Source organism: Azoarcus sp. Soil_N_20, assembly GCF_057656155.1.
Genome location: NZ_JBDGKX010000016.1, coordinates 53,480 through 77,677, shown reverse-complemented (window position 1 = coordinate 77,677; position 24,198 = coordinate 53,480). Strand labels below are relative to the sequence as shown.

15 protein-coding genes are annotated in these 24,198 nt (G+C 64.9%); 5 read left to right on the top strand and 10 right to left on the bottom strand.

Annotated elements, in window-relative coordinates; genetic code table 11:
- Positions 1-64 precede the first annotated feature (64 nt).
- The 3 genes from AC3A35_RS23470 to AC3A35_RS23460 are packed head-to-tail and all read right to left on the bottom strand — an operon-like array spanning position 65 to position 3,822.
- The gene (locus AC3A35_RS23470; protein WP_487438918.1) at positions 65-991 is read right to left on the bottom strand and encodes a branched-chain amino acid ABC transporter permease; all 927 of its coding nucleotides are present in this window, start codon (positions 989-991) and stop codon (positions 65-67) included.
- A gap of 28 nt (positions 992-1,019) precedes the next feature.
- Positions 1,020-1,844 (bottom strand): ABC transporter ATP-binding protein, encoded by an 825-nt coding sequence (locus AC3A35_RS23465; RefSeq protein WP_487438958.1) that lies wholly within the window; start codon positions 1,842-1,844, stop codon positions 1,020-1,022.
- Between the two features lie 13 nt (positions 1,845-1,857).
- Complete coding sequence (locus AC3A35_RS23460) at positions 1,858-3,822, bottom strand: AMP-dependent synthetase/ligase (RefSeq protein ID WP_487438917.1); 1,965 nt, start codon at positions 3,820-3,822, stop codon at positions 1,858-1,860.
- A gap of 337 nt (positions 3,823-4,159) precedes the next feature.
- Between AC3A35_RS23460 and AC3A35_RS23455 the strand changes: the two genes are divergently transcribed.
- Positions 4,160-4,987, top strand: a complete 828-nt coding sequence (locus tag AC3A35_RS23455; protein WP_487438915.1) for a hypothetical protein — start codon at positions 4,160-4,162, stop codon at positions 4,985-4,987.
- 34 nt (positions 4,988-5,021) lie between these two features.
- Here the strand turns inward: AC3A35_RS23455 and AC3A35_RS23450 are convergent, their stop codons facing one another.
- Both AC3A35_RS23450 and icmF read right to left on the bottom strand, forming a co-directional pair.
- Positions 5,022-6,731 carry a putative bifunctional diguanylate cyclase/phosphodiesterase gene (locus AC3A35_RS23450; RefSeq protein WP_487438913.1) on the bottom strand — a complete coding sequence of 570 codons (1,710 nt, stop codon included), beginning with the start codon at positions 6,729-6,731 and terminating at the stop codon, positions 5,022-5,024.
- A 214-nt stretch (positions 6,732-6,945) separates the two neighbouring features.
- On the bottom strand, positions 6,946-10,224 hold the full coding sequence (gene icmF, locus AC3A35_RS23445) for a fused isobutyryl-CoA mutase/GTPase IcmF (RefSeq protein WP_487438911.1): 3,279 nt from the start codon (positions 10,222-10,224) through the stop codon (positions 6,946-6,948).
- Positions 10,225-10,425: 201 nt separating this feature from the next.
- Here icmF and AC3A35_RS23440 point away from each other — a divergent pair, with 201 nt between their 5' ends.
- From AC3A35_RS23440 to AC3A35_RS23425, 4 genes are all read left to right on the top strand, one after another.
- On the top strand, positions 10,426-11,451 hold the full coding sequence (locus AC3A35_RS23440) for an AraC family transcriptional regulator (protein ID WP_487438957.1): 1,026 nt from the start codon (positions 10,426-10,428) through the stop codon (positions 11,449-11,451).
- Between the two features lie 196 nt (positions 11,452-11,647).
- The gene (locus tag AC3A35_RS23435; protein ID WP_487438909.1) at positions 11,648-13,702 is read left to right on the top strand and encodes a PAS-domain containing protein; all 2,055 of its coding nucleotides are present in this window, start codon (positions 11,648-11,650) and stop codon (positions 13,700-13,702) included.
- 1 nt (position 13,703) lies between these two features.
- Positions 13,704-14,429 carry a response regulator transcription factor gene (locus AC3A35_RS23430; protein ID WP_487438907.1) on the top strand — a complete coding sequence of 242 codons (726 nt, stop codon included), beginning with the start codon at positions 13,704-13,706 and terminating at the stop codon, positions 14,427-14,429.
- Between the two features lie 335 nt (positions 14,430-14,764).
- The gene (locus tag AC3A35_RS23425; RefSeq protein ID WP_487438905.1) at positions 14,765-15,244 is read left to right on the top strand and encodes a VOC family protein; all 480 of its coding nucleotides are present in this window, start codon (positions 14,765-14,767) and stop codon (positions 15,242-15,244) included.
- A gap of 18 nt (positions 15,245-15,262) precedes the next feature.
- Here AC3A35_RS23425 and ypfJ read toward each other — a convergent pair whose 3' ends face one another.
- The 5 genes from ypfJ to AC3A35_RS23400 form a co-directional block, all read right to left on the bottom strand.
- The gene (gene ypfJ / locus AC3A35_RS23420; protein ID WP_487438904.1) at positions 15,263-16,129 is read right to left on the bottom strand and encodes a KPN_02809 family neutral zinc metallopeptidase; all 867 of its coding nucleotides are present in this window, start codon (positions 16,127-16,129) and stop codon (positions 15,263-15,265) included.
- Positions 16,130-16,233: 104 nt separating this feature from the next.
- Positions 16,234-17,625 carry a KamA family radical SAM protein gene (locus AC3A35_RS23415; protein WP_487438903.1) on the bottom strand — a complete coding sequence of 464 codons (1,392 nt, stop codon included), beginning with the start codon at positions 17,623-17,625 and terminating at the stop codon, positions 16,234-16,236.
- Positions 17,626-17,955: 330 nt separating this feature from the next.
- Entirely contained in the window at positions 17,956-20,397 is a 2,442-nt protein-coding gene (locus tag AC3A35_RS23410; RefSeq protein WP_487438902.1) for a sensor domain-containing protein, read from the bottom strand.
- A gap of 216 nt (positions 20,398-20,613) precedes the next feature.
- Complete coding sequence (gene accC / locus AC3A35_RS23405) at positions 20,614-22,599, bottom strand: acetyl-CoA carboxylase biotin carboxylase subunit (RefSeq protein WP_487438900.1); 1,986 nt, start codon at positions 22,597-22,599, stop codon at positions 20,614-20,616.
- Positions 22,600-22,618: 19 nt separating this feature from the next.
- Positions 22,619-24,151 (bottom strand): acyl-CoA carboxylase subunit beta, encoded by a 1,533-nt coding sequence (locus tag AC3A35_RS23400; protein ID WP_487438898.1) that lies wholly within the window; start codon positions 24,149-24,151, stop codon positions 22,619-22,621.
- Positions 24,152-24,198: the final 47 nt, after the last annotated feature.

Genomic DNA, 24,198 nt, shown 5'->3' with positions numbered 1-24,198 from the left:
CGTTGCAAGCGGTACTTGCACGCGATCGATGTACTTTTGGCTGCGCCGAAAACGCGTCGATTGGTCAGACCCGATCGATGTGTTTTTCGCCGAACAGGCCCTCGGGCCGCACCAGCAGGAAGAGCAGCGCCAGCATGTACGGGAACCAGCCCTCGATGCCGCCACCGACGAAGGGGCCGAGATAGACCTCGGCCAGCTTCTCGGATGCGCCGATGATCAGCCCGCCGACGATGGCCCCCGGCACCGAGGTAAACCCGCCCAGGATCAGCACCGGCAACGCCTTCAGCGCGGTGAAGGTGAGCGCGAACTGGACGCCGCTGCGCGCGCCCCAGATCAGACCCGCAACCAGCGCCACGAAACCGGCGACCGACCATACGATCGCCCAGATGTGCTGCAGCGGAATCCCGATCGACAGCGCCGCTTGGTGATCGTCCGCCACCGCGCGCAGGGCGCGGCCGACCTTGGTGTATTGGAAGAAGAGCGCGAGCGAGGCCACCAGAATGCCGGCCAGGGTCGCGGCGAACACGTCGAACTTGGACACGATCATGTCGGCACTTTCCATGATCCACTCGATCGGCGCGTCGTCGATGCCGAGATCCAGCCCGCGCACGTTGGCCCCCCAGATCGCCTGGGCGATGCCTTCGATCAGGAAGGTGAGGCCGATCGTGGCCATGAACAGGGTGATGTGGGGCTGGTTGACCAGCGGTCGCAACACCACTTTCTCGGTCACGATGCCCAGCACCACCATCGACGCCAGCGCGAGCACGAACGCCATCCAGAACACCGCGGTGCTGCCGGACTCCAGCCCGGTCCAGCCCGGCAGCACCTCCTGGAAGCCGACGAAGGTCAGCGCGGCAAAGAACACCATCGCCCCCTGGGCGAAGTTGAACACGCCCGAAGCCTTGTAGATCAGCACGAAACCCAGGGCGACCAGGGCGTAGAGCACGCCCGACAACAGGCCGCCGATCAGCACTTCGAAAAAGAAACCCATCGTTGTCTCCTTGTCCTTACCGGCGGGTTCAGTGGGCCGCGCCGAGGTAGGCGGCGATCACATCCGGGTTGTTCTTCACTTCGTCGGGGGTGCCGTCGCCGATCTTCTTGCCGTAGTCGAGCACGACGACGCGGTCGGAGATGTCCATCACCACGCCCATGTCGTGCTCGATCAGTACGATGGTGGTGCCGAACTGGTCGTTCACGTCGAGGATGAAGCGGCACATGTCCTGCTTTTCCTCGACGTTCATGCCTGCCATCGGCTCGTCGAGCAGCAGCAGAGTCGGCTCGGCGGCGAGCGCACGGGCGAGTTCGACCCGCTTCTGCAGGCCGTAGGGGAGACGCCCGACCGGGGTCTTGCGGATGCTCTGGATCTCGAGAAAGTCGATCACCTCTTCGACTTTCTTGCGGTGTTCGATCTCTTCGCGCTGCGCCGCCCCCCAGAACAGGGCGTGCTGGAAGATGTTGGTGGTCATCTTCAGGTTGCGCCCGGTCATGATGTTGTCGAGGACGGTCATGCCCTTGAACAGCGCGATGTTCTGGAAGGTGCGCGCGATGCCCTGCGCCGCCGCCATGTGCGGGTCCATCTTGTGGCGGGGTTCGCCGCGGAACAGGATGGTGCCCTCCTGGGGGTGATAGACGCCGTTCATCACGTTCAGCATCGAACTCTTGCCGGCACCGTTGGGGCCGATGATCGCGCGGATCTCGTGCTCCCGGACATTGAAGCTTATGTCGGTCAGCGCATTGACGCCGCCAAAGCGCAACGAGATGTTCTGCAGATCGAGGATCACTTCGCCGATGTGGCGACCGCTTTCCTGGAGGCCGGCGGTCTGGGGCATTTCATTCATCATCATCATCGGGGTCTCCTTATGCAGCCCGTTTCGCGGCCTGCGGGGCGAAGGTTCTGACCTCCTCGATCCGCAGGTCGGCACTGATCTTGCCCGTGCGACCGTCTTCGTATTTCACCTGGGTCTCGATGAACTGACTCTTGCGTCCTTCGTACAGCCCGTCGATCAGCACCTGATAGCGCTCGGCGACGAAGTTGCGCCGCACCTTGCGGGTGCGGGTCAGCTCGCCATCGTCGGCATCGAGTTCCTTGTGCAGGATCAGGAAGCGCTTGATCTGTGAGCCGCTCATCTTCGGGTCGGCGGCGAGATCGGCATTGACCTTCTCGATCCCGTCCTTGATCAGTTCATACACCGCCGACTGCGATGCGAGATCGGCGTAGCCGGCGTAGGCCATGCCCTTGCGCTCGGCCCAGTTGCCGACCGCCTCGAGATCGATGTTGATGAAGGCGGTGACGAAGTCGCGGCCGTTGCCGAAACTCACCGCTTCCTTGATGTGCTGGAAGAACTTGAGCTTGTTCTCGATGTAGTTGGGCGCGAACATCGAGCCGTCGTTGAGCTTGCCCACGTCCTTGGCCCGGTCGATGATCTTGAGGTGGCCGTCCTGGTCGAAGAAGCCGGCATCGCCGGTCATGAAGTAACCATCGGCGTTGATCGATTCGGCGGTGGCATCCGGACGCTTGTAATAGGCCTTGAGCAGCATCGGCCCCTTGACCAGGATCTCGCCGTTGTCGGCGAGCTTGACCTCGACGAAGGGCGCGGGCTTGCCCACCGAGTCGAGCTTGATCTCGCCGTCGGGCTGCAGGCAGACGTAGGCACAGGTTTCGGTCTGGCCGTAGAGCTGCTTCAGGTTCACACCGATCGAACGGTAGAAGCGGAACAGGTCGGGTCCGATCGCGGCGCCGGCGGTGTAGGCCACGCGGATGCGGCTCATGCCGAGCACGTTCTTCAGCGGTCCGAACACCAGCAGATTGCCCAGCCAGTACTGCAGCCGGTCGCCGCCGGACACCGCCTTGCCGTCGAGGATCTCGGCCCCGCAGCGCCGGGCGACGTCCATGAAATGATGAAAGATCCTGCGCTTGAAGGCGCCGGCATCTTCCATGCGGATCATTACCTGGGTCAGCAGATTCTCGAACACCCGCGGCGGTGCGAAATAGTAGGTGGGACCGATCTCGCGCAGATCGGTCATCACCGTATCGCCCGACTCCGGACAGTTGATCGTGAACCCCGCCACCATCGCCTGGGCAAAAGAGAAGAGGTGGTCACCGACCCAGGCCATCGGCAGATAGGAGAGGATGTCCTCGCGGTCGGTCAGACGATCGAACTGCACGCCGCCCGTGGCCGCCGCGATGAAGGCTCCATGGGTCTGGCACACGCCCTTGGGCTTGCCCGTCGTCCCCGAGGTGTACAGCATCACCGAAATGTCGTCCGATGCCCCCTTGGCAATCTCGCCATCGAGGAAATCGGCCTGATTGCGGTCATGGACGAGTCCCATTTCGTGGAGCTCGTCGAGCCCCATCAGCAGGGTCTGGCTGTAGTGCCGCATGCCGCGCGGATCGTCGTAGATCACGTGTTCGAGCAGCGGCACCTCGGGCAGGATTTCGAGCATCTTGTCGACCTGCTCCTGATCCTCGACCACTGCAAAGCGGATCTCGGCATCCTGCAGCACATAGGTCATCTCCTGCGCGACCGCATCCTGGTACAGCATGACCGGAATCCCGCCCAGGCACTGACACGCGGCAACCGACCAATACAAGCGGGGCCGGTTGTCACCGATGATCGCCAGCCGGTCGCCGCGCTTGAATCCGAGTTCGGCCAGCCCGCAGGCAATGGCTCGCACACTCTTTGCCACCTCAGCCCAGCTGTAGGTCTGCCAGATGCCGTAGGCCTTTTCGCGCATCGCCGGCCGCTCGGGTCTTTGCCTGGCGTGCTGCATCAGCAGCCGCGGAAACGTGTCGAGCACCGACTGCCCGTGAATATCGGACATGCCCCATCCTCCTTCTGTTGATCCTGCCTGTCTCCTCACCCGGTGAGCCGAACGCCCTCGCCTGCCCGGATGCGACGCGCCGAGGCGCCGGTTCTTGTCAGGCATCAGTTTCGCCGGGCATGTTTGCGCAACTGTTTGCGCAATGTAGCGAATTGTGAAGATCGCCCGGATCGAAGCGCGCGTCCGCCCTACCGCCGCCGATCGAAGCGTTGTTCTCGCCATGACGGGGCATGGGGGCTACAATCCGGAAGAATATGCCACTCGACTACACTGAATAGTTCCTTCCGGGTGCCACGGCGAGCGACCCGTTCAATCAACCTGTTGGAGGAGAAGCGACATGCTCGATCGCACAAGAAAATGCGGCAGCGGCAAGTGGATCGGCGCGCTGGCGCTGGCAGCTTTCCCCCACCTTGCACAGGCCACCCCGGGGTGGCAGCTCAACACCGAGGGAACTGGTGTGAACGGCGCCAGCGCCGTGTCGAGTATCGATGTCTCCGGCGTCGGCTTCGTCCGGATCCTGCCCAGCCCGAGCTCGCCCTTCGCCTTCGACTTCGTCGAATATGGCGCCTATCGGGCAGTCCAGCCCGACGGCTTTGGCGCGCTCGGCGTCCACGATCTCACCGTCACCTATTCCGCCTTCGGCTTCGGGAGCTTTGTGGATCCGGCTGCGCTGCGCTTCACCGCGGGCACGATCGACATCTACGCCGACGCCGCGTTCGACTTCGGCACCGCAACCGCAAACTACGGCGCCGACAACGGCACCCTCGTTGCCCGCCTGGGGATTTTCGACGGCGGGATCGATGCCACCGGGCTGGTCACCGTGAAGGCAAGCGCCATTCAGGGCTCCCTGCGCCCCGGTTATTTCTTCAGCGCGGACGGCCGCGATTTCAGCACCCGCAACGACGTGACGATGACCCTTGGGGTCCACAACCAGACCGTCGTCCCCGACGCCATGCTGATCTCGGAAGTGATCTGCGGACTGGCGGCCTACACCGGCCCGGGCTGCAATGGCGAGCCCTACGTCAACACCCCGCTGAGCTACGCAGTGCAGGACGGCGGTTACGCGCTCATGTTGACCGTCGCCGAACCGGCAAGCCTGAGCATGCTGCTGGCCGGACTGGGCTTGATCGCCGCCATGCCAAGACGTCGTCGGGCGGCACACTGACCAGCCGGCAGACCCGGGGCGCCGGCCCCCGGAGTCAGCGCCGCGCCGCAACGGTGGCGAGGTCGTCGACAATCAGCATCTCGGCCTGCGCCGCGTTGACCGGCCGCGAGTACAGGTAACCCTGGGCAAACTCGACGCCGAGCTGGCGCAGCAGCGCTTCCTGCTCGGGCAGTTCCACCCCTTCGCAGACCACCTGGCGGCCGAGCTTGTGGGCGAGGTTGACGATGGTCTCGACAAAGCTGCGATCGTCGGCACGCTCGTGCATGTGCATGATGAAGGAGCGATCCACCTTCAATGCGTCGATCGGCAGCCGATGCAGGTGGGACAGCGAGGAATAGCCGGTGCCGAAGTCGTCGAGCATCAGCTTGAGTCGGGTACGCTTGATCGTCTCAAGCAACTCGATGGCGCGCACCGCATCCTCCATCATCGCGCTCTCGGTAATTTCCAGCTTCAGGTGGCGGGCCGACAGACCGGTTTCGCGCAGCGTGCGCCGGATCTCAGGCAACAGATCGGGGTGCACGAGCTGGCGGGATGAAAGATTGACGCTGACCGTGAGTGCCGGCCGGCGCGGAAACGCCAGCTGCCAGCGCCGCATCTGGGCGCACGCCTCGCGCAGCATCCAGCGTCCGATATGGACGATCAGGCCGCTCTCTTCGGCCAGTGGGATGAAATCGGCGGGCGGGATCAGCCCGCGCTCGGGATGGTTCCAGCGCACCAGCGCCTCGAACCCGATCAGACGCCGGTCGGCCAGGCGGACGATGGGCTGGTAGTAGGCCTCGAACTGGCCCTTGTCCACCGCCCGCCGCAGATCCAGCTCGAGATCGAGCCGGCGCAGCGTTTCCTGGTGCATGCCGCGATCGAACAACACGTAACTGCCGCCGCCCTGCCCCTTGGCCCGGTGCATCGCCATATTGGCATCGCGCAGCATCATGTCGGCGTCGTGGTACTCGCCGCCCAGCGTGACGCCTGCCGACAGACTGGAGAACACCTCGTGTTCGCGCAGCAGGAAAGGCAGCACGCACACTTCCTGGATGCGCTTGATCACGCGGACCGGCGAGGTCTCGTCGCGGATGTCTTCGAGCAGGATGCCGAACTCGTCTCCGCCCAGCCGGACCACCATGTCGGTCGGCCGGGTGGTGCGGCGCAACAGATTGGCGATTTCAACGAGCAACATATCGCCGATGCGGTTTCCCAGGCTGTGGTTGATGACGCTGAAGCGGTCCACCCCGCAGTAGATCACCGCAAAATGCATGTCCTTGCGCCGGTGCGAACGCTGCATCGCATGGCCAACCCGATCGACAAACAGCCCACGGTTGGGCAAGCCGGTCAGGCCATCGAGGAACACCTCGGGCAACCGTGCCTCACTATCCCCGAGATTGACCCCGGTTTCGTGCGCCGATGCATAGAACAAGCCGTGGTCGGGATCATGACTGACACTCCACGCCAAGCCCACGAAGCGGCCATCGGCCTTGCGGCAGCGACAGGAAAAACGCACCGTCGCCAGCCCCGCGCCGATGCGCCCCAGGCGGTCGGCCACATCATGGCAATCGGCCTCGTGCATCAGCCCGGTGAATCGCCGCCAGCGCAGATCCTCCTGTCCGAAGCCCAACACCTCGCGCCACGACTCGCTCATCATCTGGATGATCCAGTCCTCGTCGAGGATCATCAGCAACGCCCCCGGCAGGCGGAAAAAGGCGCTTTCCAGCGGGAGGGTCTGTGGTGGCTTGCGGTAGATCTGCATCATCTGACAGGGGTCTCTGGATCGATCGGCGACAACGCGGCAACGAAAGCCCACCTCCAATCCGGCCCCACGGAGAAGCGGGGGGCGCGAGATCAGGCCGGCGCGCGAATGTAGCCCGCCACGGATCCCGACACCAGGAACTCGTTCTCGGCCCGGCAAAAAAAGCAGAAATGGCGCCGCAGCGCCATTTCTGTCGTCCTCGAGACCCCACCGCGTCCTACATGCTGCGCCGGTACTGCCCGCCCACCTTGTACAGGGCCTCGGTGATCTGCCCCAGCGAGCAGTGACGTACCGCATCGACCAGCACCGCGAACACGTTGCCGTTGTCGATCACGGTCTGTTGCAGCCTGGCCTGCCACTTCGCCGCTTCGGCCTTGTTGCGGGTCTGGAAGTCGTGCAGCCGGGTGAGCTGGCCCTGCTTTTCCTCTTCGGTCGAGCGCGCCAGTTCGATCTCCTGTTGCGCCTGGCCCTTGGGGTTGAGGAAGGTGTTGACGCCGATGATCGGGTAGGAGCCGTCGTGCTTCTTGTGCTCGTAGTACAGCGACTCCTCCTGGATCTTGCCGCGCTGGTAGCCGGTTTCCATCGCGCCGAGCACGCCGCCGCGGCTGGAGATGGCCTCGAACTCCTTGAGCACCGCCTCTTCGACCAGGTCGGTGAGCTCGTCGATGATGAAGGCGCCCTGGTTGGGGTTCTCGTTCTTGGCCAGGCCCCATTCGCGGTTGATGATGAGCTGGATCGCCATCGCCCGGCGCACGGACTCTTCGGTCGGGGTGGTGATCGCCTCGTCGTAGGCGTTGGTGTGCAGGCTGTTGCAGTTGTCGTAGATCGCGATCAGCGCCTGCAGCGTGGTGCGGATGTCGTTGAAGTCCATCTCCTGCGCGTGCAGCGAACGGCCCGAGGTCTGTACGTGGTACTTGAGCTTCTGGCTGCGCTCGTTGGCGCCGTACTTGTTCTTCATCGCCACCGCCCAGATGCGGCGGGCGACGCGGCCAATGACCGAGTATTCCGGGTCCATGCCGTTGCTGAAGAAGAAGGACAGGTTGGGGGCGAAGTCGTCGATCTGCATGCCGCGCGCGAGGTAGCTCTCGACATAGGTGAAGCCGTTCGACAGCGTGAATGCGAGCTGGCTGATCGGGTTCGCCCCGGCCTCGGCGATGTGATAGCCGGAGATCGACACCGAGTAGAAGTTCTGCACCTGGTGGTGCACGAAGTACTCCTGGATGTCGCCCATCATCTTCAGCGCGAACTCGGTGGAGAAGATGCAGGTGTTCTGGCCCTGGTCTTCCTTCAGGATGTCGGCCTGCACCGTGCCCCGCACCGTCGACAACGTCCACGCGCGGATCTTGTCGTATTCGTCCGCGGTCGGCTCACGGCCGTTGTCGGCCTTGAACTTGGCGATCTGCTGGTCGAGCGCGGTGTTGAAGTAGAACGCGAGGATGATCGGCGCCGGGCCGTTGATCGTCATCGACACCGAGGTGGTCGGCGCGCACAGGTCGAAACCGTCGTACAGCACCTTCATGTCGTCCAGTGTGGCGATCGACACGCCGGAGTTGCCGATCTTGCCGTAGATGTCGGGGCGCAGATCCGGGTCGCAGCCGTAGAGCGTGACCGAATCGAAGGCGGTCGACAGGCGATGCGCCGGCATGCCTTCGGACACGCGCTTGAAGCGGCGGTTGGTGCGGAAGGCATCGCCCTCTCCGGCGAACATCCGGGTGGGGTCTTCGCCCTCGCGCTTGAACGCAAACACGCCGGCGGTGAAGGGGAAGGAGCCGGGCACGTTCTCCTTCATCAGGAACTTGAGCGTCTCGCCCTCGTCCTCGAACGCCGGCAGGGCCACCTTGCGGATCTTGCTGCCGGACAGCGACTGACTGGTGAGCTGGGTGCGGATCTCCTTGTCGCGGATCTTCACCACGTATTCGTCGGCGGCATACAGCGCGCGGGTGGTCGGCCACTGCTCGAGCAGCTTCTTTGCCGCCGGGGTCAGCTCGCCGTCCTTCCAGTCGATCAGTTCGTCGAAGTGGGCGGCCGGTTTGCCACACTGCTCGAACAGGCCCTTGGCGATCTTCAGCGACTGGCGCTCGCGCGCAACGCGGGCCTGTTGGTCGATGTGCTTGTGGTAACCGCGCACGGTCTCGGCGATTTCGGCCAGGTAACGGATGCGCTCGGCGGGAACGATCGCGCGCCCCTGGCTCGAAGCCTTGGTCGTCACCTGCGGCAGCTTGCCGGGATTTTTGCCAGATGAGGGCTTCAAGCCTTTTTCCAGCAATGCGGGAAAGATCGCCTGGTACAGCGCGGTCACCCCGTCGTCGTTGAAGCGCGCGGCCATGGTGCCGAACACCGGCATCGCCTCGGTCGGGGTGGTGAACAGCTCGCGGTTGCGCTGGTACTGCTTGCGCACGTCGCGCAGCGCGTCCTCGGAGCCCTTGCGGTCGAACTTGTTGATCGCGACGAAGTCGGCGAAGTCGAGCATGTCGATCTTCTCGAGCTGGCTGGCGGCGCCGAACTCGGGCGTCATCACGTACAGCGACAGGTCGACGAAGGGCACGATCGCGGCGTTGCCCTGGCCGATGCCCGAGGTTTCGACGATGACCAGGTCGAAGCCGGCGAGCTTGCACGCGGCGATCACCTCGGGCAGCGCGGCGGAGACCTCGGAGCCGGTGTCGCGGGTGGCGAGCGAACGCATGAAGATGTTCTCGTGCTCGATCGCGTTCATCCGGATGCGGTCGCCCAGCAGCGCGCCGCCGGTGCGCTTGCGCGAGGGGTCGATGGAGACGATCGCGAGCTTGATCCTGTCGTCCTGGTCGAGACGGAAGCGACGCACCAGTTCGTCGGTGAGCGACGACTTGCCGGCGCCGCCGGTGCCGGTGATGCCCAGGGTCGGCACCTTCTTCTTCGCCGCGGCGTCGATCAGCGCCTTCCTGACCTCGTCTCCATAACCGCCGTTCTCGAGCGCGGTGATGATGCGCGCCAATGCGCGGCGGTCGCCGCCGGCCAGGGCCTTGAGCACCGCGTCGGCCTTCTTCGGCGCAGCGTCGGTCAGGTCGTAGTCGGAACGCTCGACCACGCTGTTGATCATGCCCTGCAGACCGAACTTGGCGCCGTCTTCGGGCGAGAACACGTGGGTCACGCCGTAGTCGTGCAGTTCGCGGATTTCGGACGGCACGATCACCCCGCCGCCGCCGCCGAACACCTTGATGTTCTCGCCACCGTTGGCGCGCAGCAGGTCGATCATGTACTTGAAGAACTCGACATGGCCGCCCTGATAGCTGGTGATGGCGATGCCCTGCACATCCTCCTGCAAGGCCGCATTGACGATCTCGCCCACCGAGCGGTTGTGGCCGAGGTGGATCACCTCGGCGCCGGTCGACTGCAGGATGCGGCGCATGATGTTGATCGATGCGTCGTGGCCGTCGAACAGCGCCGCCGCGGTCACGAAGCGCACCTTGTTCTTCGGCTTGTAGGGCGCCAGCTTGTGGGCCACGCTCAAATCGGTCATATCGGTCTCCCGCGAGGTTATTGACTCTGTTGCTGGCATGGTAGAAGCCCGCGCGCGTGATTGCCATTGCCGTTGACGACGGCTATCGTGCAAAATCCGCCAAACGAAAGAGATGCCTGCAAGCAGCCTACTCCGATGCTCGAGTCACCGCCGAATCCATTGCCTGCACGCCACACCGCCAGGATCAGAGCCACCGTTGCCATGGGCTTCGTCACCGGCATGCTGTCCGGCCTGCGCCAGCAAGGGCGCGATCCGGCGCCACTGCTCGCCGCCGCCGGCATCGACCTTGCAGACGCCGCCAGCCGGATCGCGGTGGATCGCTACGCCCGGCTGTACAACCTGACCGTCGCCGAACTCGGCGACGAAGGCTTTGGCCTGTTTTCGCAGAAGATGCCGCCGGGCTCGTTCGAGTTCCTGTGCCGCGGCATGCTCGGCGCCCAGACGCTGGCGGACGCCCTGTCGCGGGCGAGTCGCTTTCTGCGTATCGTGCTCCCCGACCTTGCGGTCGAGATCCGCCGCGACGGCCAACGCGCCGTGCTGACCATTGCCGAAACCACGCCGCTGGCCACCGCCCGCGACGACCCCGGCCGGGTATTCGCGCTCGAATGGCTGCTGCGCCTGATCCACGGCGTGGCATGCTGGTTCGTCGGCCGCGGCCTGGCGCTCGACGCCGTGCGTTTTCCCTACCCGCGCCCGCCCCATGCCGACGACTACGCGTTGGTCTATACCGAGCACTCGGTGTTCGACGCCGACGCCCTGCACGCGCAGTTCCAGGCCAACCTTCTCGACCTGCCGCTGCGCCGCGACGAAGCCGCACTCGGCACCTTTCTCGAGGGCGCGCCAGGCAAGATCACCATGCTCTACCGCCGCGACCGCGAGATGGTGTTCCGGGTGCGTGATCTGCTGCGCGCCGCACTGCCCGACAGTCTCGCGCTCGACGAGGTCGCCTCGCGCCTGCACGTGTCGCCGCGCACCCTGGCCCGGCGCCTGGAAGAGGAGGGATCGGGTTTCCGTGCGATCAAGGATGCCACCCGGCGCGACATCGCATTCGCCCGCCTGACCAAGACCCGGCAGCCGATCGCCTTGCTCGCGGCCGACCTCGGCTACGCGGATCCCTCGGCCTTCTACCGGGCCTTCGTCGCATGGTCGGGGATGTCGCCCGAACGCTACCGCAACCGCCTCGCGGGCACCGCAGCGGACAGCGGAGACACCCCCACGGGACGGTAAGGGGCCACGGGACGGGCGTCCCGATCGGGCTCCGACCGGCGCAACGCGCCAGTCGGGCACCGAACGGGTTAACGTTAACGTCAACATCGGGCACACTACCGGGTGGGAGTGGACGTGCGCCGGAATTTCAGCCGACACCGAACCATGGCACCATTCCTCCACAACAACGCACCCGCACACCGGAGACAGCCTGTCCATGGCGCAACCCGCCGAATCCTCCCTGACCCCGGAACAGCGGCGGCGCTACGACCTGCTGCTCGCCGGACTCGACCTGCTCGACCAGGCCATTGCCGTGTTCGACGCCACCCCCAAGCTGGTGACCTGGAACAAGGCCATGCTGCGCCTGCTCGACTTTCCCGAGTCCATGGTCCGGGTCGGCACGCCCTTCGAGGATTTCGTGCGCTTCAACGCCGAGCGCGGTGAATACGGCCCGGGCGACATCGACGCGCTGGTACTCGAGCGGGTGGCGTCGGCGCGCGCCTTCCAGCCCCACTACATCGAACGCGCGCGGCCCAACGGCAAGGTGCTGGCGATTCGCGGCGTGCCGATTCCCAATCTCGGTTTCGTGTCGCTGTGGACCGACATCACCGAGCAACGGCGCTACGAGGCGGTCATCCAGCAGCAGAACGCCCAGCTCGAAGCGCGGGTGCGCGAACGGACCGCCGAACTGGAGCAGGCCAACGCACGCCTCGAACAGGCCAATCGCGAGATCGACCAGATTGCCGGCGCCCTGCGCCTGTCCGAAGAACGGCTGCGCCTGATCCTCGACGCCATCCCCGCCCTGATCGCCCACGTCGACGCCGGCCAGCGCTACCGTTTTGCCAATCGCAGCTACGCCGAGTGGTTCGGGCTGACCAAGGAGAACATCGTCGGCCGCAGCATCGAGGAGGTGTTCGGCCCCGAAGCCTATGCGGCGGTGACGCCCTATCTCGAGGAAGCCACCAACGGCGAGCGCGTCAGCTACGAATATGCGCGCAGGAACGCCGAAGGGCGCACCGTGCATGCGCGCAGCGTGGTGGTGCCGGACGTGTCGGTGGAGGGGGGCTTCCAGGGCTACTTCGTGCTGTCGATCGACATCACCGAACAGAAGGCCAACCAGGCGGCCCTGATCCAGGCCCAGAAGATGGAGGCGGTGGGTCAGCTCACCGGCGGCCTCGCCCATGACTTCAACAACCTGCTCACCATCATCATCGGCAATCTGTCCGCATTGCAGGGCCAGCTCGGCGGCGGGGTGGGCGCCGAGCATGTCGACCCGGCACTGCAGGCCGCGCGCCGCGGCGCCGAGCTGATCCGCCGTCTGCTGACCTACTCGCGCCGCCAGCCGCTGGAGCCGACCAGCGTCGAGGTCGGCGTGCTGGTGCACAACATGTCGCACCTGCTGGTGCGCTCGCTGACCGAAACGATCAAGGTGCGCCTGCGGATGCCCGGCGAAGCGCTGTTTGCCCTGGTCGACCCGCATCAGCTCGAGAACGCCCTGCTCAACCTCGCGCTCAATGCTCGCGACGCGATGCCGGACGGCGGCGAGCTCACCATCGCCGTATCCGAGCGCGAACTCGACGACTACGTCGCCCGCCTGGTTCAGGTGCCCGCCGGCCAGTATGTGCAGATCGACGTCACCGACACCGGGACCGGCATCGAAGAGGATCTGCTGCAGCGGGTGTTCGAGCCCTTTTTCACCACCAAACCGTTCGGCAGCGGCAGCGGCCTCGGGCTGTCGATGGTCTATGGCTTCGTGCGCCAGTCGGGCGGCAACATCCGGGTGGTCAGTTCGCCCGGCAAGGGCACCAACGTGCGCTTCGTCCTGCCGCGGGCGCAGCCACCGGAGGCGGTCGCGGCGGTTCAGGTCGAACGCACCGCCACCTCGCCCCGTCTCAACCAGGGGCCGGTGCTGCTGGTGGAGGACGAACCCGAGGTGCGCAAGGTGATCCGGCTGCAGCTCACCGCTCTCGGCCATATCGTGATCGAGGCCGAGAACGGCATGGAGGCGCTGCCCCTGCTGGAGAACATCGCGGACATCGCGCTGCTGGTCAGTGATACCGTGATGCCCGGCGGCATCGGCGGACGCGAACTGGCGGCACGGGCGCGCATGCTGCGCCCCGAGCTGCCCATCCTGCTGATTACCGGCTACGCGAGCGCGGAGTCGGAGAACGATCCCGCCGCAGCCGACATCCCCGTACTGCGCAAGCCCTTCGATCAGGTCGCGCTTGCCGCCGCCCTGAACGAACTCGATTCGCCCGAGGAGACCCGCTGACATGCCCAGCCTCAGCCCCGAGACCGGAACCCCGAAGATTTTCGTGCTCGAAGACGAACCCGAGATTGCCCGCCTGATCTGCGCCAGCCTTGCGGAATACGGGTTCCGCTGCGAGCACCTGTCGACCGGGCGTCAGTTGCTGACCCGGGCCCAGCAGACCGTGCCCGACTTGTGCATCGTCGACCTCGGCCTGCCGGACATGGATGGCATGCAGGTCGTGCGCGAGCTGCAGGAAGGCAGCCCCTGCGCGGTACTGATCCTGACCGGCCGCAACGACGTCACCGATCGCGTGCTCGGCCTCGAGCTCGGCGCCGACGACTACATCGTCAAGCCCTTCGAGCCGCGCGAGCTGGTCGCCCGGGTGCGTTCCATCCTGCGCCGCTACCAGCGCGCCGCGCCGGCAGAACCGGCGGAACGAAGCATCGCCAGCTTCGCCGGCTGGCGCTTCGACAGCAACCAGCACACCCTGATCACCGCCGACGGCACCGAAACCAGCCTGTCGTCGGCCGAGGCCGGCCTGCTGACCACCTTGCTGCGCCGTCCGAACAAGATCCTGTCGCGCGAGCAGCTGCTCGGTGAACGAGACGTCGATCCCTTCGACCGCAGCATCGACGTGCGCATCTCCCGCCTGCGCCGCAAACTCGACGACGATCCGCAGAACCCGAAGCTGATCAAGACGGTATACGGGGCCGGCTACCTGTTCTCCTGCCAGGTCAGCTGGGAGTAAGTCGAACGGCGATCTGCGCACGCGCGTCCCGGCCGGAAGCGGGGGCGGGGCGCGGGCCTGTCGAGAGCGCCGGCGGGCGAGGTCTCAACGGGGGGAACGAGGCGACGCATGTCTGAGCCCGCAGGGCGAGTTTGCGTCGCCGCCCCGTTGGGGCCTCGCCCGCCGGGAAGCCGAAGGCCGCGAACGTCTGGCCCGCGCCCCGCCCCCGGTTCCGCCCCCTGTTTCGGCTCACCCCGAAAATCGATATCTACCGAACCTCGCGACCGATTCCGGCCACCCCAAACTTCTCTATAATTATGTATTATTAATTCAACTTGTCGATCAGGAGTTTCCTCATGTCCCAGCGTCCGTTCAAGATCCTCGGTATCCAGCAAATCGCCATCGGCGGCCCAAGCAAGGAAAAGCTGCGGACGCTGTGGGTGGACATGCTCGGCCTCGAGGTCACCGGCAATTTCGTGTCGGAACGCGAAAACGTGGACGAAGACATCTGCGCGATGGGCAGCGGTCCGTTCAAGGTCGAGGTGGACTTGATGCAGCCGCTCGACGCCGACAAGAAGCCGGCCGTACACACCACCCCGCTCAATCACGTCGGCCTGTGGGTGGACGATCTGCCGCAGGCGGTGGAATGGCTGAGCGCACACGGCGTGCGCTTTGCGCCGGGCGGCATCCGGCGTGGCGCCGCGGGATTCGACATTACCTTCCTCCACCCGAAAGGCAACGACGAATTCCCCATCGGCGGCGAAGGCGTGCTGGTCGAACTGGTGCAGGCGCCGCGCGAAGTGGTCGACGCATTCTCCCGGCTGGCCAGCGCCTGAGACCGTGCGGGTGCGCCGTCAGCGCACCGCGACGCTGAACGTGTCGCACGCGAGCAGCGTGCCCTGCTGTAGGCCGATCTGAAACCAGTGCACGCGCTGCGCCGCGGTGCCGTGGGTGAAGCTGTCGGGCACAGCGTAGCCTTGGGTCTGCTTCTGGATACGGTCGTCGCCGATCGCAGCGGCCGCGCCCAGCGCCTCCTCCACGTCCCCCACCTCCAGCACCTGCCGGCTCCGGTCGGCGTGATGCGCCCACACCCCGGCGAGGCAGTCGGCCTGCAACTCGAGCTTGACCGACATGAGCCGGACCTCACTTTCGGACAAGCGCGGCCGCGCCTCCTCCACCTTGGCGGCGATGCCGAGCAGGTTCTGCACGTGATGACCCACCTCGTGGGCGATCACGTAAGCCTGGGCAAAGTCGCCCGGGGCGCGAAACCGGTTGCGCAGATCGTTGAAGAACGACAGATCGAGATAGACCTTGCCATCGGCCGGACAGTAGAACGGGCCCATTTCCGCCTGTCCCACGCCGCAGGCACTGCGCGTCGCCCCGGTGAATAACACCAGGCGCGGCTCCTGGTAACGCCGTCCGGCGCTCTCGAACAGTCCCCCCCAGGTATCCTCGGTGTCGGCCAGCACCATCGATGCGAAGCGGGCGAGTTCGTCCTCCGCCGGCGACCGCGCGAGCCCCTGACCCTCGGCCACGACGGCAGGCGGCGGGCCGACGCTGGCGTTATCGAGCACCACGCTCGGGTCGATCCCGAAATACATCGCGACCAGGGCCAGCACGATGGTTCCGATCCCGATCCGGCCACGCCCACCCAGACCCTGGCGACCCTGGCCGCGCCGGTCTTCGACGTTGTCGCTTTCCCTGCCCTTGTCGAAACGCATGTCGGCCTCCACCGGATTACCGGGTCCATATCACCCCTTGTCAGGCGCCGCGTCAACTGCAACGGGCCCGCCGGAGCGGACCCGCATCGGAAGCGGCAGCCCGATCAGGCTGCGGCAGCGAGCTTGTCGTCGCGGATCGCCGCGTATTCATCCTCCCAGAACCATTTTTTGTCACCGAACGCGGGTTTGAGCTGATGGAGCCAGGTGGCTTTGTCGTCGTACTTCGCAAAGAAGGGGCGCTGCACCCAATCGGGGTTGCGCCCCTGAATGAAGCGCAACACAAAGACCTTCTCGCCCGCAACCTCGGTCACCCCCTGCACCTCGACCTTGCCCGGGCTCGCGCTCATGCTTGGTCCGCGGGCGGTGCGGCCGAGCCCGGATACCTGCTGGATCGCCTCGCGATAGATCTTCCATGCGCGCGCCAGCGGCACTTCGAAGTAGTTGCGGGCGCCGGTGTCGCGCTCGACGAAGAAATAGTAGGGAACGATGCCGAGCTGGACCTGGGTCTTCCACATCCTCGCCCACACCGCGGGATCGTCATTGATGTGCGCGACCAGCGGACCCTGGGCCCGGATCACCGCGCCGGTCTCGCGGATGCGGCGGATCGCCGCCCGCGCGGCCGGTGTCTCCATTTCGCACCAGTGATTGTAGTGCGCCATCAGTGCGACGTGCTTGCCTGCCTTGACCATCCGTTCGAGGAGTCGGACAAGCTCGTCCGCGTCCTCGGCATCGAGAAAACGGTGCGGCCAGAAGCTGAGCGCCTTGGTGCCGATCCGGATGGTCTGGATATGGTCGAACGCGGGGTCGAGAAGTGGCTCGAGATAGCCCTGCAGATGGCGGGTCTTCATCACCATCGGGTCGCCGCCGGTAAACAACAGGTCGGTGACTTCCGTATGGTTCTGCAGATAGTCATGCAGCATGCGCGCTTCCGACGCGGCGATACGCAGCGTCTTGTCGCCGACGAACTGCGCCCAGCGGAAGCAGAAGGTGCAATAACTGTGGCAGGTCTGTCCCTGGCTGGGGAAGAACAGTACCGTTTCCCGATACTTGTGCTGGATGCCCTCGAGTCGGTTGCCGGCCGCGTCGCGCGGCATGTTCATCTCCATCTGGTCGGCAGGATGCGGATTCAGTTCGTGACGGATCGCGTTCGCCACCGACTCGATCTCCGCCTTGTCGGCGCCGCGCCGGTACAGCGCCGCGATGCGTTCGAAATGCGCCTCGGTGAGCATCCCCCGCTGCGGAAAGGTGAGCTGGTAGATCGGGTCGTCCGGAACCTTGCTCCAGTCGATCAATTCGTCGACCACATATTGATTCACGCGAAAGGGAAGTACCGTGGACACCACCCGCATCTCGAACCGTTCGGCCTCGGAACGCCGCGACAACGGCTCGATGCGATCAAGATCGCGCTGGGTGTAGACGTGGAAAGGACGGTGCGCGATTGCATCGCCACCGGCAATCGGCCAGTTGCGAGCAAGGACTGCGGTTTGATCGTTCATGACGGTCTCCTCGTTGCACCGAACGCCGCCGCGCTCACCAACGTCTCGTCGGGGCGGTGATGGTCGGAAACGGGTTGCAACCGGCTGGAGCGCAACCCTGGAACAGGGCTCCAATACCGGAATGGCGGGCCCCGGCGAGATCGGCAGTCCAGGTTCTTATACGTAGGACTGAACTGCTACACCGGCGGCAAGGGCTGTCATGCTATTCCATAAAGTTTATTTGCACAAATGCTTTGATCGCATCGCGTGCCCGAAGTTCCCACCTCGTTTCGAGTCGACATCACACCCGACGAGCAGGCTGCCGCACCTGCCGGGGCACCGGATCCGGCGTCAATCGAGATCCAGCTCGGCAGCGGTTGCCGGACGGCCGAACAGATAGCCCTGGCAGGCCGCGCAGCCGAGCCGGCTCAGGAAATCGAACTGCTCGGCGGTCTCGACCCCTTCGGCGATCACATTCAGTCGCATCTGGCGCGCCATCGCCACCACCGTGGCGACGATCATGCGGTCATTCTCGTCGTCGGCAATATCGGCGACGAAACTGCGATCGATCTTGAGGGTATCGACCGGAAAACGCTTCAGATAGGCCAGCGACGAATAGCCGGTCCCGAAGTCATCGATCGAGAGTTTCACCCCGATTTCCTTTAGCGCGCTCAGCAGCGCGATCGCCTGATCGGGGTCGCTCATCACCGCGCTCTCGGTCAATTCGAGCGTCAGCAGACCCGCAGGAAATCCGGTGCGCTTCAGGATGTCGCTGACGGTGCCGACCAAGGTGCCGTCGGCAAACTGCCGCGAGGAGATATTGACCGCGACCGACAGCAAACGTCCGCCATCGATCCAGACCCGGCCCTGCCGGCAGGCCGCCTCCATGACCCAGGCGCCCAGCGGAACGATCAGTCCGGTCTCTTCCGCGAGCGGGATGAAACGCAGCGGCGACACCAGCCCCTCGCCCGGACGACTCCACCGCACCAGCGCCTCCACCCCGATCGTGTGCCCGGAGGCGACCGACACCACGGGCTGATAATGCAGTATCAACTCCTCGCGTTCGAGTGCCCGGCGCAGCGCCGACTCCAGCTCCAGGCGCTCGTGGGCGGCACGGGTGAGCGCCTCGGTGTAAAAACGGTAGACATTGCGTCCGGCGGCCTTGGCCTCGTAGAGCGCGGCATCGGCGTTGCGGATCAGCTGCAGGTGATCATCGGTGTCGTGCGGATAGAGGCTGATGCCGATGCTCGCACCGACAAAGATCTCCTGCCCGCCGGCAAGATGGAAGGCCTGGTTCAGCATGCCGATGACCTCTTGCGCAAGGCCGGCGACGTCCTCCATGCGATCGACGCCATCGAGCAGGATCACGAACTCGTCGCCGCCAAGACGGGACAGCGTGTCCTCCCCGCGTATCCTGCCGCGCAGGCGACTGGCGATCTCGATCAGCAGTTCGTCGCCGGCGGGATGACCAAGACTATCGTTGACGTTCTTGAAACGGTCGATGTCGATGAACAGCACGGCGAGCATCTTGCCGCTCCGCCTGACCCGCTCGATACCGTGCGCCAGGCGCAGATTGAGCAGGATCCGGTTGGGCAGATCGGTCAGTGCGTCGTAGTGGGCGAGATGCTCCAGCCGGGCCTCGGTCTGCTTCATCTGGCTGATATCGGAAAACACGCCGACGAAGTTGGTGATGAAACCCTCCGTGTCGCGGACGACCGACAGGGCCAGCAGCTCGGGAAAAATTTCGCCGTTCTTGCGCCGACTCCAGACCTCGCCCTGGCGGTGCCCGCAGGCACTCACCTCGCGCCACAGGGCCAGGTGGCCGTCGTCATCGTGCAGCCCGGCACGGAGCATGTCCGGAGTGCGGCCGATCGCGTCGTCCTCGGGGTACCCGGTAATCTGGGTGAAAGCCCGGTTCACCGCCACGATGCGCCGATCGACATCGGTAATGAGCACGCCCTCGGCAGTGTGCTCGAACACGGCCGCCGCCTGCTTGAGCCGCTCCTCCGCCTGCTTTTGCTCGGTGATGTCCTGCACCGTGCCCAGCCCGGCAATCGGTCGGCCGGACGCATCGCGGCGAAACTCGGCGCGCTCGTGTACCCACCGCACACTGCCCTTGACCACCACCCGATGCTGGATGTCATAGGGGGCGCCGGCAAGCGCAGCCTCCCACGCGGCATTGACCCGGACCCGGTCTTCGGGATGGACGGCGTTGATGAAGACGTCGTAGCTCAGGACGAGGGCCGGCGACACCCCGAAGATCCGGTAGGTTTGCGCCGACCACTCGAGCACGTTGTCGACCAGATCGACTTGCCAGCTCCCGGTGCGGGCAACCGCCTGCGCACTTTCGAGCGCCTCCTGACTGCGGCGCAGCGCCTCCTCCCCCTGCCTGATCGCGGTGATGTCGCGGCTGATCCCGATCAGACCACGACTCCCGAACGCGTCGGTGAATGGCGTCTTGAGCGTATCGACCAGCACCCGCCGGCCATCGCGATAGACGATCCACTCCTCGTTACGCTGCGGCAAGGCGGTTTCGAACACCCTGCGGTCGCGGGCCACATAGCCGTCGGCAGTCGCTGCACTGAACAGCTCGCCATCGGTACGACCGATCATCTGCGCTTCGGTCAGGCCGGCATAGTCCTCGAACGCGCGGTTGCAGCCCAGATAGCGCCCCCGTTCATCCTTGAAGAACACGAGATCAGGCATCGCATCGACCAGCGTGCGCAACATGCTCCCTTCCCGGTCGAGCAGGGAAAGGCTTGCCGCCAGGTCGTTCAAGGATGCACGGATCACAAGGGAACTGCCTCACAGGTCATACCCTCGTCATTCTGACGCATGATCGTGTGCACCGGCGCGTTTCCTTTGCCCAGGCTGGGGCGTCCGCGCCGCGTACACGAAAAAGGGCCCGCTTGCGCGGGCCCGCTCCCCCGACAGGCACGCCGCCGGACGAACCGACGGTGTCTCCCTCCCTATCGAACGAAAAACAGCGCGGCGAAAAAACCTCCGCGATCACTCGAACTCGATGATCACCTCGTCAACGGACAGGCTGGCACCCGGCTTGACCACGATCTTCTTCACCGTGACATCGCTGTCGGCCTTGAGCACGTTCTCCATCTTCATTGCCTCGATGACCGCGAGCTTCTCCCCCGCCTTCACTTCCTGCCCCTCGACCACCGACACCTCGCGCAGCAGGCCGGGCATCGGCGACAGCAGGAATTTCGACAGGTCGGGCGGCAATTTCGCCGGCATCAGCGACAACAGGTGAGCCGCGTTGACCGTCATCACCATCGGTTCGACCTGCAGACCGAAGTGAGAAATGCGGTAGCGCAAACCACGACGCTCGATCTGCAGGCAGACCGGCACACCGTTGACGGCACCCTCGAACAGCAGGTCACCGAAGCGCCAGTCCGACACGATGCGATAAGTCTTGTCGCCATGGGTGATCGCCATGCCGTCATCGATGTGCGCGACCGTCATCGCATACTGCTTGCCGCCCATCACCACGACCCAGTTGCTCGCGACGTTGCGGCCGTGACCGGCGAGCTGGCCCTCGATCTGCACCGCGCGCTCGATGTAGCGCAGACGGGCGAAGGTGGCCACCGCGGCGAGGAGTGCCGGATCGTCGTGCGGCACCATCGAGGCGTCGAAACCGTGCGGGTACTCCTCGGCGATGAAGCCGGTGTTGAAGTTGCCCGAGCAGAAGCGCGGATGCTGCAGCAGCGCGGCCTGGAACGGAATGTTCGAGCTGATGCCGCGGATCACGAAGCCGTTGAGCGCATCGCGCATGCGCTCGATCGCCTGCTCGCGGTTGGCGCCGTGCACGATCAGCTTGGCGATCATCGAATCGTAAAACATCGAAATCTCGCCGCCTTCATACACCCCGGTGTCGACCCGCACACCGTCCGCTTCGGCCGGTGGCTGGAACTTCACCAGGCGCCCGGTGGACGGCAGGAAGCCGCGGAACGGATCTTCGGCGTTGATCCGGCATTCCATCGACCAGCCGTTGATCTTGAGATCGTCCTGGGAGAAGGACAGCTTCTCGCCCGCGGCGACGCGGATCATCTGCTCGACCAGGTCGAGGCCGGTGATCATCTCCGTGACCGGATGCTCGACCTGCAGACGGGTGTTCATCTCCAGGAAGTAGAACGACTTGTCGGCGCCGACCACGAACTCGACGGTGCCCGCCGACTGGTACTTGACCGCCTTCGCCAGCGCCACCGCCTGCTCGCCCATGGCCTTGCGCGTGGCCGGGTCGAGGAAGGGGCTGGGCGCCTCTTCGATCACCTTCTGGTGACGGCGCTGGATCGAACATTCGCGCTCGTGCAGATAGACGCAGTTGCCGTGTGCGTCGCCCAGCACCTGGATCTCGATATGGCGCGGCTCGAGTACGTACTTCTCGATCAGGATGCGGTCGTCGCCGAATGCGGTCTTGGCTTCGTTACGGCAGGAGGTGAAACCTTCGAAGCACTCCTGGTCGTTGAAGGCCACGCGCAGCCCCTTGCCGCCACCGCCGGCCGAGGCCTTGATCATCACCGGATAGCCGATGCCCTTGGCGATCTCGACCGCCTGCTCGGCGGTGTCGATCGCGTCGGCGTAGCCCGGAATGGTATTGACCCTTGCTTCCTTGGCGAGCTTCTTGGAGGCGATCTTGTCGCCCATCTGACCGACCGAGTAATGCTTGGGGCCGATGAAGACGATGCCGTCCTCTTCCAGCCGGCGCGAGAATTCGGCGTTCTCGGACAGAAATCCGTAGCCCGGATGCACCGCCTCCGCCCCGGTCTGTTTGCACGCGGCGATGATCTTGTCGATCACCAGATAGGATTCCTTCGACGCCGCCGGTCCGATGCACACGCCCTCGTCGGCCATCTCGACGAACAGCGCGTCCTTGTCGGCTTCCGAGTACACCGCCACGGTGGCGATACCCATCTTGCGGGCGGTCTTGATGACGCGGCAGGCGATTTCACCGCGGTTTGCGATCAGTATCTTCTTGAACATGTTTTCTTCCTCGCGGCAATCAGAGCGGAATGTTGCCGTGCTTGCGCCACGGGTTCTCGAGTTCCTTGTGCTTGAGCATGGCCAGCGAACGGCACACGCGCTTGCGGGTCTCGTGCGGCATGATCACATCGTCGATGAAGCCGCGTGCGCCAGCGACGAAGGGGTTGGCGAAGCGGGCCTTGTACTCGGATTCGCGCTCGGCGATCTTGGCCGGGTCGTTCTTCTCCTCGCGGAAGATGATCTCGACCGCGCCCTTCGGTCCCATCACCGCGATTTCGGCCGACGGCCAGGCGAAATTCACGTCGCCGCGCAAATGCTTGGAACTCATCACGTCGTAGGCGCCACCGTAGGCCTTGCGCGTGATCAGGGTGACCTTGGGCACGGTGCACTCGGCGTAGGCATACAGCAGCTTGGCGCCGTGCTTGATGATGCCGCCGTATTCCTGGCTGGTGCCGGGCATGAAGCCGGGAACGTCGACCAGGGTCACCACCGGGATGTTGAACGCGTCGCAGAAGCGCACGAAGCGCGCCGCCTTGATCGAGCTCTTGATGTCGAGGCAGCCGGCCAGCACCAGCGGCTGGTTGGCGACGATGCCCACCGGCGAACCTTCCATGCGGGCGAAGCCGATAATGATGTTCCTGGCGTAGTCGGGCTGGAGTTCGAAGAAGTCGCCGTCGTCGACCATCTTGACGATCAGTTCCTTCATGTCATAAGGCTGGTTGGCATTGTTCGGCACCAGGGTGTCGAGCGAATAGTCCATGCGGTCAGCCGGGTCGACTGCCGGAATGCAGGGCGGCTTTTCGCGGTTGCTCGACGGCAGGTAGCCGACCAGGCGCCGGGTCATCATCAGCGCCTCAACGTCGTTCTCGAAGGCCAGATCGGCCACGCCGGACTTGGTATTGTGGGTGATGGCACCGCCCAGCTCCTCGGCGGTGACTTCCTCGTGCGTCACCGTCTTCACCACTTCGGGGCCGGTCACGAACATGTAGGACGAATCCTTGACCATGAAGATGAAGTCGGTCATCGCCGGACTGTACACCGCGCCGCCGGCGCAGGGCCCCATGATCAGCGAAATCTGCGGCACCACGCCGGATGCGAGCACGTTGCGCTGGAACACGTCGGCATAGCCGCCGAGCGAATCCACGCCTTCCTGGATGCGCGCGCCGCCCGAGTCGTTGAGGCCGATCACCGGTGCGCCGACCTTCATCGCGTGATCCATGACCTTGCAGATCTTCTCGGCGTGGGTCTCGGACAGCGAGCCGCCGAACACGGTGAAGTCCTGCGAGAACACGAACACCAGGCGGCCGTTGACGGTGCCATAGCCGGTGACGACGCCATCGCCCGGGATGTGATCGGCGTTCATGCCGAAGTCGTTGCAGCGGTGCTCCTTGAACATGTCCCACTCTTCGAAGCTGCCGTCGTCGAGAAAGAGTTCGATGCGCTCGCGCGCGCTGAGCTTGCCCTTGGCGTGCTGGCCGTCGATGCGCTTCTGCCCTCCGCCCAACCGGGCCTTGGCGCGCTTCTCGTCGAGCTGGCGGATGATGTCTTGCATTGATGAGCTCCTTTACGGGTTTTCGTTGTCCGGCGCGCCGCAAGCTG